General features: G+C 55.0%; 12 protein-coding genes. 9 read left to right on the forward strand and 3 right to left on the reverse strand.

Translation table 11 applies throughout. The annotated features are described in order from the left end of the window. Positions 1-75 precede the first annotated feature (75 nt). The 3 genes from L379_RS13370 (at position 76) to L379_RS13360 (ending at position 3819) form a co-directional block, all read left to right on the forward strand. Positions 76-3132: a D-2-hydroxyglutarate dehydrogenase YdiJ gene (locus tag L379_RS13370; RefSeq protein ID WP_032653300.1), complete on the forward strand. Its 3057-nt coding sequence runs from the start codon at positions 76-78 to the stop codon at positions 3130-3132. Continuing rightward, entirely contained in the window at positions 3129-3539 is a 411-nt protein-coding gene (gene menI, locus L379_RS13365) for a 1,4-dihydroxy-2-naphthoyl-CoA hydrolase (protein WP_032653303.1), read from the forward strand. The genes L379_RS13370 and menI overlap by 4 nt, the downstream gene beginning before the upstream one ends. An 85-nt stretch (positions 3540-3624) precedes the next feature. Continuing rightward, entirely contained in the window at positions 3625-3819 is a 195-nt protein-coding gene (locus L379_RS13360) for a YdiH family protein (RefSeq protein WP_003857766.1), read from the forward strand. Positions 3820-3865: 46 nt separating this feature from the next. Here L379_RS13360 and L379_RS13355 read toward each other — a convergent pair whose 3' ends face one another. Continuing rightward, positions 3866-4495 carry a helix-turn-helix domain-containing protein gene (locus L379_RS13355; protein ID WP_032653306.1) on the reverse strand — a complete coding sequence of 210 codons (630 nt, stop codon included), beginning with the start codon at positions 4493-4495 and terminating at the stop codon, positions 3866-3868. 77 nt (positions 4496-4572) lie between these two features. Then, positions 4573-5232, reverse strand: coding sequence for a winged helix-turn-helix transcriptional regulator (locus L379_RS13350; RefSeq protein ID WP_015570718.1), 660 nt, complete (start codon positions 5230-5232; stop codon positions 4573-4575). 354 nt (positions 5233-5586) lie between these two features. On the opposite strand from L379_RS13350, the gene L379_RS13345 reads away from it, so the two are divergent. The 6 genes from L379_RS13345 to L379_RS13320 are packed head-to-tail and all read left to right on the forward strand — an operon-like array spanning position 5587 to position 11593. Beyond that, positions 5587-6117, forward strand: coding sequence for a fimbrial protein (locus L379_RS13345; RefSeq protein ID WP_032653309.1), 531 nt, complete (start codon positions 5587-5589; stop codon positions 6115-6117). 59 nt (positions 6118-6176) lie between these two features. Next, complete coding sequence (locus tag L379_RS13340; RefSeq protein ID WP_023303536.1) at positions 6177-6854, forward strand: fimbrial biogenesis chaperone; 678 nt, start codon at positions 6177-6179, stop codon at positions 6852-6854. 27 nt (positions 6855-6881) lie between these two features. Further along, entirely contained in the window at positions 6882-9425 is a 2544-nt protein-coding gene (locus tag L379_RS13335) for a fimbria/pilus outer membrane usher protein (RefSeq protein WP_032653312.1), read from the forward strand. A gap of 1 nt (position 9426) precedes the next feature. Further along, positions 9427-10374 (forward strand): fimbrial protein, encoded by a 948-nt coding sequence (locus L379_RS13330; RefSeq protein WP_032653314.1) that lies wholly within the window; start codon positions 9427-9429, stop codon positions 10372-10374. 11 nt (positions 10375-10385) lie between these two features. Continuing rightward, entirely contained in the window at positions 10386-10898 is a 513-nt protein-coding gene (locus tag L379_RS13325) for a fimbrial protein (RefSeq protein WP_026094315.1), read from the forward strand. Between the two features lie 41 nt (positions 10899-10939). Beyond that, entirely contained in the window at positions 10940-11593 is a 654-nt protein-coding gene (locus tag L379_RS13320; RefSeq protein ID WP_015570713.1) for a helix-turn-helix transcriptional regulator, read from the forward strand. A gap of 52 nt (positions 11594-11645) precedes the next feature. Here the strand turns inward: L379_RS13320 and fdhF are convergent, their stop codons facing one another. Next, positions 11646-13796 (reverse strand): formate dehydrogenase subunit alpha, encoded by a 2151-nt coding sequence (gene fdhF, locus L379_RS13315; protein WP_032653316.1) that lies wholly within the window; start codon positions 13794-13796, stop codon positions 11646-11648. Between the last annotated feature and the right edge of the window lie 147 nt (positions 13797-13943).

Here is a 13943-nt window from a genome sequence, read left to right on the forward strand (position 1 = left end):
TAAGAAAAAAATGTGATAAAACTTTCCAGACACAACGCAAACGATTTCACACTATTCTCATTAGGGTCGACAGCAATGATCCCACAGATTTCTCAGGCACCGGGCGTCGTTCAGCTGGTGCTTAATTTTTTGCAGGCACTGGAGCAACAGGGTTTTACAGGTGACACCGCCACCGATTATGCCGACAGGCTGACGATGGCGACCGATAACAGTATTTACCAGCTTCTTCCCGATGCCGTCGTTTTCCCGCGCTCTACCGCCGATGTGGCGCTCATCGCCCGTCTGGCGTCGCAGGAGCGTTTCAGTTCCCTGGTCTTTACCCCACGCGGCGGCGGGACAGGTACCAACGGGCAGGCGCTGAACCAGGGCATCATCATTGATATGTCCCGCTATATGAACCGCATCATTGAGATCAACCCGGAAGAGGGGTGGGTGCGAGTGGAAGCGGGGGTGATCAAAGATCAGCTGAATCAGTTTTTGAAACCTTACGGCTATTTTTTTGCGCCAGAGCTTTCCACCAGTAACCGCGCGACCATTGGCGGGATGATCAACACCGATGCCTCGGGGCAGGGCTCGCTGGTCTACGGCAAAACCTCCGATCACGTTATGGGTGTGCGGGCGGTGCTGCTGGGGGGCGATATCCTCGATACCCAACCGATGCCGATCGAGCTGGCCGAAACGCTGGCAAAAGAGAGCACCACCAGCGGACGGATTTATCGTACCGTGCTGGAGCGCTGCCGCGAAAATCGCGAACTGATCCTCAACAAATTCCCGAAGCTTAACCGCTTCCTGACGGGCTACGATCTGCGCCATGTCTTTAATGACGATCTGAGCCAGTTCGATCTTACCCGCGTACTGACCGGGTCAGAAGGGACGCTGGCCTTCATCACCGAGGCGCGTCTGGATATCACCCGGTTGCCAAAGGTGCGCCGTCTGGTGAACGTCAAATACAACTCCTTTGACTCCGCGCTGCGTAATGCACCGTTTATGGTGGAGGCGCGGGCGCTGTCGGTGGAAACCGTCGATTCAAAAGTTCTGAACCTGGCCCGGGAAGATATCGTCTGGCATTCGGTGAGCGAACTGATTACCGACGTGCCGGATAAAGAGATGCTCGGCCTGAACATCGTCGAGTTCGCCGGGGATGACGCAGAGCTGATTGAGAGCCAGGTAAGCACGCTCTGCCAGCGTCTGGACGAGCTGATTGCCCAGGGGGAAGGCGGCGTCATTGGCTGGCAGCTGTGTAATGATCTCTCCGGCATCGAGCGAATCTACGCGATGCGTAAAAAAGCGGTGGGGCTGCTCGGCAACGCGAAAGGGGCGGCGAAGCCGATTCCGTTTGCGGAAGATACCTGCGTGCCGCCGGAGCACCTTGCTGATTATATTGTGGAGTTTCGCGCGCTGCTCGACAGCCATGGTCTGAGCTATGGCATGTTCGGGCACGTGGACGCGGGTGTGCTGCACGTGCGCCCGGCGCTGGACATGTGCGACCCGCAGCAGGAGATCCTGATGAAGGAGATCTCCGACGAGGTCGTGGCCCTCACGGCCAAATACGGCGGCTTGTTATGGGGCGAGCACGGCAAAGGATTCCGCGCCGAGTACAGCCCGGCGTTTTTTGGCGAACAACTTTACGCCGAGCTGCGTAAGGTAAAAGCCGCTTTTGATCCCGATAACCGCCTTAACCCGGGAAAAATCTGCCCGCCGGAGGGCATTGATGCGCCGATGTTGCAGGTGGACGCCGTCAAGCGCGGTACCTATGACCGACAAATTCCGATTGCGGTACGCGCTTCCTGGCGCGGCGCGATGGAGTGCAACGGCAACGGGCTGTGCTTCAACTTCGATGTGAAAAGCCCGATGTGTCCGTCGATGAAAATCACCAGCAACCGCATTCATTCCCCGAAAGGGCGTGCCACGCTGGTGCGCGAATGGCTGCGCCTGCTGGCCGACCGCGGCGTTGACCCGCTCAAGCTGGAACAGGAGCTGCCGGAAAAACGCGCCAGCCTGCGCGGGCTTATCGAACGCACCCGCAACAGCTGGCATGCGAACAAAGGCGAATACGATTTCTCGCATGAGGTGAAAGAGGCAATGTCCGGCTGCCTGGCGTGCAAGGCGTGTTCAACCCAGTGCCCAATTAAAATTGACGTACCGGAATTCCGTTCCCGCTTCCTCCAGCTGTACCACACGCGTTATCTGCGCCCGATGCGCGATCATCTGGTGGCGACGGTGGAGAGTTACGCGCCGCTGATGGCCCGTGCGCCAAAAACCTTTAACTTCTTTATCAACCAGCCGCTGGTGCGCAAACTGTCAGAAAAACATATCGGCATGGTGGACCTGCCGCTGCTGTCGGTGCCATCGCTCCAGCGTCGGCTGGTGGGGCACCGCTCGGCGAACATGACCCTGGAACAACTGGAAGCATTAAGCCCTGAGCAGAAAGCGAAGGTGGTGCTGGTAGTGCAGGATCCGTTTACCAGCTATTACGATGCCCAGGTGGTGGCCGATTTTGTCCGACTGGCCGAGAAAATCGGCTACCAGCCGGTGGTGCTGCCGTTCTCGCCGAACGGCAAGGCGCAGCACATAAAAGGTTTCCTCACCCGCTTTGCGAAAACCGCGCAGAAAACTTCAGATTTCCTGAATCGCGTGGCGCAGCTCGGCATGCCGATGGTGGGCGTCGATCCTGCGCTGGTGCTCTGTTACCGGGATGAATATAAGCAGACGCTCGGCGATAAGCGCGGTGATTTTCAGGTCTTACTGGTGCACGAGTGGCTGCCTGCGGTGCTGACGCAAACGCCCACTCAGGAGGTGAGTGGAGAAGCCTGGTATCTGTTTGGGCACTGCACCGAAGTGACGGCGCTGCCGACGGCGCCTGCCCAGTGGGCTTCTATCTTTGCCCGGTTTGGCGCGAAGCTGGAAAGCGTTAACGTGGGCTGCTGCGGCATGGCCGGAACCTACGGCCATGAAGTCAAAAACCACGCTAATTCGCTCGGCATTTACGAGCTGTCATGGCATCAGGCGATGCAGCGCCTGCCACGCAACCGCTGTCTGGCGACGGGCTACTCCTGCCGCAGCCAGGTGAAACGGGTGGAAGGTAACGGCGTCCGCCATCCATTGCAGGCTTTACTGGAGATTATCGGATGATCTGGAAACGTGCGTTCACCCTTGAGGCCTTAAATGCCATGGGCGCGGAGAACATGGTTGGTTTGCTGGACATCCAGTTCACGCGCATTGGCGACAACGAACTGGAAGCGACGATGCCGGTAGACAGCCGTACTCATCAACCGTTTGGCCTGTTGCACGGCGGCGCGTCCGTCGTGCTGGCCGAAACGCTGGGGTCGGTGGCGGGCTACCTGTGTACGGAAGGAGAGCAGAAGGTGGTGGGTCTGGAGGTCAATGCCAACCACATCCGCTCCGTTCGCAGCGGGCGCGTGCGCGGCGTCTGCCGGGCGCTGCATGCCGGAAGCCGTCATCAGGTGTGGCAGATTGATCTTCTGGACGAGCAGGATCGCCTGTGTTGTTCATCCAGGCTGACGACGGCCGTTGTGTAAAGTTTCCGGATGTCTTGTTTTTGGTCAAAAATTAGCCGCCTGATTGTGATATACTGGTCACGTTTTGAACATAAGCGAGGACATCATGGATACTGAAATAACCCCAACACAGCTGGCAATTGAATATTTACGTCGCGATAAAAGCAATCTGTCTCCCGCCCAGTACCTGAAAAAGCTGAAACAGCTTGAGCTGGAATTTACGGATTTGCTGGCGCTCTCTTCAAACGAACTGAAAGAAGAGATCTACTTTGCCTGGCGGTTGGGCGTTCACGTCCATTAAGCAGTGAAGAAAAGGCCGCAAGCGCGGCCTTTTTTGTGTCTGACATTCAGTATCTGGCAGGCAGTTTGTTAATTTTAATCAGCCGGCCTTCTTCCATTTCGATGAACCCACCCGTTTTCAGATCAGCCAGGATCCGCATTACGCCACTGCGGGAAAGATGGGTTTTATTCCTGATATACCTTTCCGCCGTCACGCTGCGTCGGTAGCTGTCATCTTCCTGCATCAGCAGCACGAGCTGCTGGCGAATCATCTCGTACGCGGTTGGCGCGCCTTTCGGCATGACGTTGTGATAGAGGCGGTTATAGACAAACATCAGATGATTAGAAAGCAGCCCCCACAGCGCCTTCTCTTTGATAATTTCAGCCACCCGATCGGTCGTGAGCACACCAATCAGGCAAGGCGTTACCGTTCGGAGGTAGTCATTAAAATAAATGTCCGTCAGGTTAGCGAGGCCAAACAGGGCGGGACTGCGCGCCGTTGAAAGCATCATGTCGTCGCTTCTTCTGTATATGGCGACCGTGCCATCAAGAATTAAATAACACATGCTCTGCCCGTCAACCTGGAGATCAAGTTGCTCGCCGGGATCGGTTTTATGCGTGGCGCAGTGCGGCTGTAAATGAGAAATCAGTTCCTGAGCATAGGGAGAGCCGCGATGCGATGGTTTGTCAGAAGACATAGCGTTAACCTGGAAAGAGACTGTACTCTCTATAGTGTCGCTCTTCTTTTCCACCTTCTCCAGAGATAAATACAGCCTCAGTACTTACGGGGTAAGTGATGGATCTCAACTAGTACGCCACGCTCCATGGTGATGTATTTCCCCGTCCGCAACTCCGCGAGGATCCGCATAATGCCGCTGCGTGAAAGATAGGTGCGGCTTTTGATATAGGCCGCGGCGGTAATGTTTTGTCTTATGGCTTCCGGCTCCTGCATCAACTCAACCAGTTGAAAGCGGATAATGTCATAAGCCGACATTTGCGATATCTGGGCACAATGTTCGTAGACGCGCGATGCGGTGTAGATCAGCAGGTTTGAGAAGTGCTCCCATAAATTCTGTTGTGCGACAACATGATTGAAACACGCCAGCGAAACGCTGGCCACCTCTGAGGTTTCCAGCGCTCTGACGTACAGGTGTTCAGACGATAACTGGCTGCTCACGCCGAGTATAAATGGCGCGGATTCAGAATTTAAGACGATACCGTCCCCGCGACGGTGCAACGCCACGCTGCCATGCAACAGTAAAAAGCATTGACGGGTATCGCCGGAGCAATAATGGATAATTTCTCCTCTGGCAATAATGCTTCTCTCCGCATGCGGCAAAACATTATCGATTATTTTTTCAATGTGCTTAAAAGGCTTAGCGCCGAGCACTGTTGACTTATCAATATCTGACTCAGGCGCGAAACGGGTATTCATGTGAAACCTCACTGACTGATGCGATCATTTTTTGATCGGCATAAAGAATTATCTTAAAAACCAGCAGATCAGGGAATGTTTGCGGCGAGTCTAATTATAGACTCGCTTTTTTTTGAGTCTTAATTAATTGAAATTGAAACCTTTTTTATTCAGGTCTAAAAGTAGACTTTGGCCATTATTCTTAAGGTGTTTCCGAGTGAATATGTTTTGTAATTGTTAAAAGAGGGTCTACAGCTAGACCTCAAAATTGATTGTATGCGGAAAAAGAGTTGTATAAATTTTGACTCGTCGGAAGGTCTTTTGTTTCTGCAACTGAATGTCGGTAATTAATAAAGTAATACGGGATATAAAATTATGAATACAAAATTGATGATGGCAATGTTAGCGGCAGGTTCTGTACTCACCATGACCAATGCATTCGCAGCGGCCGGTACCGTTAATTTTAACGGGAATATTCTGGATTCTGCCTGCGACGTTGATGTGGCATCCCAGAATCAGGTGGTGGTATTAGGCGATTATTATAAAACGGAATTCCCGACAACCGGGGCGAGAACGGCTGCGACGCAATTCAATATTATTTTGAAAAACTGTCCGGTAACGGTCACCAATGCAAAAGTCCGTTTTGACGGCACGCCGGATTTAACCAACGCTAGCCTGCTGGCGATTGATACGTCCGTGGCGGGGGCGGCCACCGGGGTGGCGATTAACCTGATGACGGCAGATAAAGCCGATCTGCCGCTGCACGGCAGCAACAGCTATATTTACCCGCTCAGCGGTACGGCTGATAATACGCTGAACTTCTACGCGCAGTATATCTCCACCGCGGCATCCGTGACCGCGGGCCCGGCTAACTCGGTCGCAAACTTCTCAGTGGTGTACAACTAAGTCAATGGCAGTAATTGGCGGGGGGCCGCCCGGCCCCTTGTTTTATGAGGTAAAAAAAAATGCGTTTTATCACGACAACGGGCCTGGCTATGGCGCTGTTACCGCTGACGTTAACATCCGTCAGTGCAGGAGTAATTATTGGCGGCACCCGTATTATTTTTGATGGGACTAAAAAAGAGGCGTCAATAGGTATTACTAATCCTGATAACGTTCCTTATTTAATCCAGTCGTGGATAGATGTTCAGGATGAACAATCGGGTAAAGCGCCTTTTATTATTACGCCACCACTGTATCGGCTGGACGGCGGGCAAAAAAACCTTGAGCGTATTGTCATGACCGGCTCACTGCCTCAGGGGCAGGAGAGTTTATTCTGGCTGAACATTAAAGCTATTCCTTCAGCCTCAAAGCAGATGAACTCGCTGCAAATTGCCGTCAAAACGCGCATCAAATTAATTTATCGACCAGAGACTCTTCGTGCGTCTACCCCCGAGGAGCAAGCCAATAAATTAACCTGGCGTCGTGCGGGAAATACCCTTCAGGTTAATAACCCTACGCCGTACGTTATCAATTTCAATGAAATTACGTTGGGTAATAAGAAACTTGACGATGTCACGTACGTGATGCCTTCAGGCACAGCCCGTTTTCCGTTACCGAACGGAACCAGTGGCAATACGCTGACGTTTAAAGTCATTAACGATTATGGCAGCCCTGGCGAATTACACCGGGCAAGTTTGTGATCCTTACGCGTTAATCAGGTGTTCGTCATGACAATGGCATTGAATACAATGCAGCCTGCGCGCCTGGCAATATTTATTGCCCTCGCGCTTGCTGGTGTCTCTCCCACACTGTATGCCAGTGAGACGTTTAATACGGAACTGGTAGAGCTGGATAATCCCGGAATGGGAAAAGCGGATTTATCTGCCTTTGAATCCGGCTCGCAGGCGCCCGGGACATACCACGTTGATATTATTCTTGACGATCGGCTGCTGGAAACGCGGGATATTCGTTTTATGGCAGTGAAGGATGCTAACGGCAGTGAAACGTTGCAGCCGTGCCTGAGTATCGGGCAGTTAAAAGCGTGGGGCGTGAAAACGGCGCTTTTCCCGCAGCTCGCCGCCGGGGAAAGTGAATGCGCCGATCTCAGGGCGATTCCACAGGCCAGCGCGGATTTTCAGTTTGGCGCCCAGCGTCTGGCGATTAGCATTCCACAGGCGGCTATAGACCTGCCAGCGAGAGGTTACGTTCCGCCGGATATGTGGGATGAAGGCATTACCGCGGCCATGCTCAACTACAGCCTGAGCGGGGCAAACAGCCGGGCAAGAAGCGGGGCAGGCACCCGCAGCGACAGCCAGTATGCAAACCTGCGGCCGGGGATCAACGTCGGTCCCTGGCGGTTACGCAACTACACCACCTGGTCCCGCGATGCGTCCGGCCAGGATAAGTGGGACAACGTCTATACCTTGATGCAGCGCGCGATTATTCCCCTGCAAGCCCAGCTTACGCTCGGAGACAGTTCCGCGCCTGCCGATGTCTTTGACAGCATGCCGTTTCGCGGCGTCCAGCTGGCGTCCGACGACGATATGCTGCCGGATTCCCTGAAAGGCTATGCGCCGGTGGTGCGCGGTATTGCGCGGACTAACGCGCAGGTCGTGGTGCGTCAGAATGGCTATCAAATCTACCAAAGCTATGTGGCGCCGGGCGCGTTTGAGATCGCGGATATGTATCCCACCGGCGGCGCGGGAGACCTTGATGTCACGATCGTCGAAGCTGATGGTAGTGAGCAACATTTCACCCTGCCGTACGCTTCGCTGCCGGTCCTGCAACGGGAGGGGCGCCTGAAATATGCCCTTACCGCCGGGCAGTATCGCTCGTATAACCGTAGCGTGGAGAAAACCCCCTTCGGGCAATTGACCGGAATTTACGGCCTCCCTCACGGTATTACGCTCTATGGCGGCGTCCAGGGGGCAGATAAGTACCAGTCGGCGGCTCTGGGGGTGGGCATGAATATGGGCGATCTCGGGGCGATATCCGCAGACGTCACTCAGGGCTGGTCAACGCCGGAGCATGCCGCGAAAACAAACGGTCAGTCGTGGCGGGCCCGATACAGCAAGAATTTTATCAATACCGGGACCAACTTTTCGATTGCCGGGTATCGCTACTCGACCCGCGGCTATTACGGGATGCAGGACGTCCTCGATTCGTACGGCGACAGCCGCGCGCTTCAGGACAGGCGACGTAACCGTGCCGAGGTGACGATGAGCCAGACGCTGGGGGACAACCTGGGCGCGCTTACCCTCAGTGCGGCGCGGGAAGATTACTGGAATGACGGTAAGTCGATGGCTTCGTGGAGCGTCGGCTATAGCAACTACTGGCATAACATCAGCTATGGCCTGACATGGACTTACAGCAAAAATGTCCGCTCAGCGTCAGAAACCCGCGACAGCCAAAAAAACGCTAACCACGACCAGCTTCTGGCGTTCAACGTCAGCATTCCGCTGGATAAATTTTTGCCGCAGACATGGGCTAACTATGGCATGAACGCCAGCGGGAATAACGGGACGACGCATAACGTCGGCCTGAACGGGGTAGCGCTCGAGAACCGTGCCCTGAGCTGGAACGTACAGCAGGGATACGGCACAGAGGGCGTGGGCTATACCGGCAATGTTAACGCGGACTACAAAGGCGCCTATGGCGAAGTCACGGCAGGTTATGGTTATGACAAAAACAGTGAACGCCTGAATTACGGGCTGCAAGGCGGCATTCTCGCCCATGCTGATGGCATCACGCTTTCCCAGCCGCTGGGGGAGACCAGCGTCTTAATCAAAGCCCCTGGCGCCCACGACGTGGATATCCGCAATCAGCCCGGTGTACGGACAGATTTTCGCGGATATACGGTCGTGAGCAACCTTTCTGTCTACCGGAAAAACGATCTCACCCTCGACCCGGAAACGATGCCGGACGATGTCGAGCTGGAGATCAACACTCGCACGGTGACGCCGACGCGGGGAGCGGTGGTGAGAGCCGATTATCTGCCGAAGTCAGGTCGCCGGGTGCTGATGACCTTGACCGACAACGATCGCGCCGTTCCGTTTGGGGCGGTGGTCACCCTTGTGGGTGATGACAGCGGCAGTTTTATTGTCGGCGATCGCGGTCAGGTCTATTTAACCGGGATGCGCGAGCAGGGAACGTTAGTCGCCACATGGGGAAGTCAAGCCAGCCAGCAATGCCGCGCTGATTTCACGCTGCCGAATCACTCAACGTACGGTGGGATCGCTGATATGCGCGCCACCTGCCGTCAGGAACGCTAACATGAAATGTCTTAACGCGATGTTGCTGCTCTGTTTGCTCGCGGCGGCAAATATGGCTCGGGCCGGTACCTGCACCACCATCACCCCACAGCTTTCAACCCTGTCCGTGGGGACGATCAACGTGCAGCGCGATGCGCCTGTCGGCACGGTGGTATTTTCCGGCGCGGCGTCAGCCACAGGCTCCTATCTTACCGGGTGTACGAATCCGCTGATGCTGGGATTCAGCCTGCGCTACAACGGCGCCACGTTGAGCAGCTACGGCAACCATGTTTACAACACGAACGTCAGCGGGATAGGGATACGCTTTTCTTCCAACGGCTTTTTTGAAAACCCGAGCAATACATTTTCCTACAATGCGCAGACCTCCTATGTGGACTGGTACGGCGGGAGGATTGAGCTGGTGGTGACGGGCCCGGTCTCATCGGGGGTATTAACCCCCGGGACGATCGGCGTCGTGGCGCTTCAGGGAAGCGATGGCCTCTACCGTGACGGTCTGACCACGCAGCTCACCTCCGGCACCATCAATGCGCTGGCGTGCACGGTGAATACGGCCCAGCTGACGTTTCCGATAGGGGATATTCCCGCCTCGGCGTTCGGCTCCACGGTGGGCACCACGCCGATGGGGGCACAGAACACGCAAAACCTGGGCTTAACCTGCGCCGCCGGAACCAATATTACGGTCTCGCTCAGTGGAATACAGAATCCGGACAGCGCCAATACCAGCGTGATGGCCTTAACCGGGCAGGGAAATGCCGGCACTGCGAAAGGGGTGGGGGTGCAGCTTATCTATAACGGTGCACCGCTGGTGATGAACAGCCGACTATTCTTGCGGCAGTCTGCCGGGGGGCAAGAGACGTTGCCATTAACGGCCCGGTATTACCAGACGTTAACCCGCGTGGAGTCAGGTTCAGCGAATGCCTCCGCCACCCTTAATGTGACCTACCAGTAGCAGGTAAGAAGATGAAAATAAGATGCAGGACACTGCTTTTACTTGCCTTACTCAGCGGGAAGGTATGCTCCGCTGATAGCGTCAACATCGGTGTGACGGGAAATATCGTTGCGTCGCCGTGCATATTTAATGGCGGCAGTAACAGCCTCGATGTCAACCTGGGCAATATTCAGGCAACCAATATGGCGACGCCGGGCTCAACATCGGATCCGGTGCCTTTCAGTCTGCTGTTTACCCAGTGCCCAACGGGAACGCAGAGTGTGACCGTCGCTTTCACCGGCAGCCCCGATCCCGAGGCGGGAGCGGACTATTTCATGAACAGCGGTTCGGCCACGCACGTGGCGATAGCCATGCGCGATGCCCAAACCGGCGCGCTTAAAGGAACAGGCACCAGTATGACCCAGACCATTGCCGCGGACAGAACCGCGACATTGGCTATGCTGGCCTCGGTAAAATCCATGCCGGGAGGCGCCACGCCGGGAAGCATCAGCGCGGTTGTGGTAATGACGATGCAGTACAACTAAATGCCGGTGATAAGCCTTTTTTAAAGACGTTGGTGTGAACTATGTTAAATATTCTGATTCAGGAAACGGATCTGTTTTTTCAGGCTGGGCTACAGAGCTTTTTCGACGATTTTTTTAAGCATAACTTTCATCGCTCCATCACATTTCACCTGGCGCTGACCAATGAAAACGTCAGCCAGGCCGATATTATTGTTCTTTCATTATGTCAGGGGGAAACGCTGACCTGTTTTCCGGAGTTACTGGCCCGGCAAAAAGGAATTGTGATAGGTCTCGTCGACGATGAGCTGCGTTTTTCGGCGCTGCCTTCCTGCTTTCAGGACATTATTTTTCTTCCGCGCCGGGCGTCGCTTGATCGTATTAGCGGCGTTCTGTTTATCGCGTGGTTCAGGACGCAATTACCAGGTTACACGTTGAATAAAAAGACCTGTTTCGACTGCCAGCATAAAGGGTTATCCCGGCAACAGATTCGTATTATGGTCAATTTTTACCGGGGGCTGTCGGTGGTGCAGACCGCGAACGCGTTGAAGATGAGCGAAAAAACGGTCTTTACCCATAAATATATGATGATGCAGAAATTTAATCTGCGAAGCGATTACGAGCTGATCGTACTGTTGAGAAGGCTGATGGAGAAAAAGAGCCGTCCGAACCTGCTTCGCGATTACCTGGAAAATAATTATGCACAACAGATAACGTAAAACAGCAGCGGATAGCGGGCCGGGCAGCGATAGCCGCCACCCGGCAATGCATTTAAACGTTAACCGCAGCGATCAAACGCGTCTTCATGGTCTGGTACGCGGAAGCCGCAAAATCCTCCGCCCAGCGCTGGTCCTCGATCGCCTCCAGCTGCACGGCGCAATATTTCGTTTCCGGCGTTCTGGAGATCGGGTCGAGATTATCCTGCGTCAGCTCATTACAGGCGCCAATCCACCACTGGTAGGTCATATAGATTGCTCCCGCATTGATGCGCTCGCTGATGCTGGCGCGGGTGATCACTTTACCCCGGCGTGAACGTACCCAGACCAGCTGGCCCTCGGCAATCCCCCGTTCATCCGCATCGGCCGGGTTCATTTGCACCCGGCCCGGCTCGTCGGCCAGGCTTTGCAGCGCCGCGCAGTTCCCGGTCATTGAGCGACAGGAGTAGTGACCCACTTCGCGCACCGTGCACAGTACCAGCGGGTAATCCGCATCCGGTGTCTCCGCCGGGGCGCGCCAGGGGGCGGCAAATAGCTGTCCTTTGCCAGTAGGGGTGTCGAACTGATTATCCTTGTACAGGTAGGGGGTGCCGGGATGATCGAGGGATGGGCAAGGCCACTGCACATGGCCCATCTCGCCCATTTTTTCGTAGGTCACGCCGTAGAAGAGGGGGCACAGCTCGCGCATTTCGTCCCAGATCTGCTGGTTATCCTCGTAATGCATGGGATAGCCCATCTCCGTGGCCAGCAGGCTGATGATCTCCCAGTCGCGCTTCACGTTGCCGCTGGCCTCAATGGCTTTGCCGAAACGCTGGAAGCCGCGATCGGCACAGGTGAACACGCCGGCGTGTTCTCCCCATGAGGTGGCAGGGAGCAGCACGTCAGCCACCTCTGCCGTTTTGGTCATAAAGATGTCCTGAACCACCACAAAATCGAGCGCCTCAAAGCCGCGGCGGACCAGCCCCAGATCGGCTTCTGTCTGAAGCGGATCTTCCCCCATGATGTAATACGCTTTGATCTTTCCTTCCAGCGCGAGATGCGGCACTTCGGTGATACGCGTCCCGACGCGATCGTCCATCCGGTTGACATTGATTTTCCACGCATCGGCAAATTTCAGTCTGACCGCCGGGTCAGTGACGTCCTGGTAGCCGGGGAACATATTGGGCAGAACGCCCATATCGCAGGCACCCTGAACGTTATTTTGCCCGCGAACCGGACCCACGCCGACGGCAGGGCGGCCCAGGTTGCCGGTCAGCAGCGCCAGGCTGGAGAGACCTTTCACCACATCGACCGCCTGACCAAACTGCGTGACGCCCATCCCCCACATCACCGTTGCTGAAGGCGCCGCTGCGAACATGCGCATTGCCTGACGAACATCCCGCGCGCGGATCCCCGTCAGATGTTCAACCTGCTCGGGTGCGTAATCTTTTACCGTCAGCCGGTACGCCTCAAGCCCTTCTGTAAAGCGGGCAACGTAGTTTTTGTCGTACAGTTCCTCTTCCAGCAGGACATAGCCAAAGGCATTGACCAGCGCCATGTTACTGCCATTTATTAGCTGAAGATGAAGATCGGCAATGCGTGCCGTTTCAATATGACGCGGATCGCAGACGATGATTTTAGCGCCATTTTCACGTGCTTTAAGCACACGTCGGGCGACGATGGGGTGAGAGTCGGCGCAGTTATAGCCGAATACCAGCAGGCATTTTGAGTTTTCAATATCGTTAATGGAATTGCTCATGGCGCCGTTGCCGAGGGTCTCCTGTAAACCGGCAACGGACGGACCGTGACAGACGCGGGCGCAGCAGTCGACGTTGTTAGTATTCAGCACCGCTCGGGCAAATTTTTGCATCACATAGTTGGTCTCATTGCCCGTTCCCCGTGAGGAACCCGTAGTCATAATGGACCGAGGGCCATACTGTTCTTTGGTGCTTTTAAGCCTGTGAGCGGTATAGCGAATGGCCTCTTCCCAGGTAACAGGGGTAAAGGCCTCGCCTTTGCTGTAGCGGATCATGGGCTGCGTCAGACGGGGGGTAAGCAGCCGTGTGTCGTTAAGAAAGTCCCAGCCGTAGAACCCTTTCAGGCAAAGCGTGCCCTGATTGGTTACGCCATCAGCGGCTTCGGCACGGATAATCCGGTTATTTTTAACGACGAGGTTTAGTTTGCAGCCTGCACCGCAGTAGGGGCAGACGCTGGCGATTTTTTTCATCAATAACAGACCTGTTAAGAAATGAAGCAATGTTTACTGGAAAGCCCAGTCCCTTAGCGGACTAAGCAGGATCCATGCCACATTCAGCGTTCTTGATTAACAGGGCGTTAAAGGAGAGAGGGTGTGTCATCGTCAGTCTGTTCGTCA

Origin of the sequence: Enterobacter sp. MGH 33 (assembly GCF_000534535.1) — a bacterium.
Classification (GTDB): Bacteria; Pseudomonadota; Gammaproteobacteria; order Enterobacterales; family Enterobacteriaceae; genus Enterobacter; species Enterobacter hormaechei_C.

What these genes read in the sequence shown, in the direction of transcription:
- L379_RS13370 (WP_032653300.1), top strand. Translation starts at nt 76, where the DNA reads ATGATCCCACAGATTTCTCAGGCACCGGGCGTCGTTCAGCTGGTGCTT.
- menI (WP_032653303.1), top strand. Translation starts at nt 3,129, where the DNA reads ATGATCTGGAAACGTGCGTTCACCCTTGAGGCCTTAAATGCCATGGGC.
- L379_RS13360 (WP_003857766.1), top strand. Translation starts at nt 3,625, where the DNA reads ATGGATACTGAAATAACCCCAACACAGCTGGCAATTGAATATTTACGT.
- L379_RS13355 (WP_032653306.1), bottom strand. Translation starts at nt 4,495, where the DNA reads ATGTCTTCTGACAAACCATCGCATCGCGGCTCTCCCTATGCTCAGGAA.
- L379_RS13350 (WP_015570718.1), bottom strand. Translation starts at nt 5,232, where the DNA reads ATGAATACCCGTTTCGCGCCTGAGTCAGATATTGATAAGTCAACAGTG.
- L379_RS13345 (WP_032653309.1), top strand. Translation starts at nt 5,587, where the DNA reads ATGAATACAAAATTGATGATGGCAATGTTAGCGGCAGGTTCTGTACTC.
- L379_RS13340 (WP_023303536.1), top strand. Translation starts at nt 6,177, where the DNA reads ATGCGTTTTATCACGACAACGGGCCTGGCTATGGCGCTGTTACCGCTG.
- L379_RS13335 (WP_032653312.1), top strand. Translation starts at nt 6,882, where the DNA reads ATGACAATGGCATTGAATACAATGCAGCCTGCGCGCCTGGCAATATTT.
- L379_RS13330 (WP_032653314.1), top strand. Translation starts at nt 9,427, where the DNA reads ATGAAATGTCTTAACGCGATGTTGCTGCTCTGTTTGCTCGCGGCGGCA.
- L379_RS13325 (WP_026094315.1), top strand. Translation starts at nt 10,386, where the DNA reads ATGAAAATAAGATGCAGGACACTGCTTTTACTTGCCTTACTCAGCGGG.
- L379_RS13320 (WP_015570713.1), top strand. Translation starts at nt 10,940, where the DNA reads ATGTTAAATATTCTGATTCAGGAAACGGATCTGTTTTTTCAGGCTGGG.
- fdhF (WP_032653316.1), bottom strand. Translation starts at nt 13,796, where the DNA reads ATGAAAAAAATCGCCAGCGTCTGCCCCTACTGCGGTGCAGGCTGCAAA.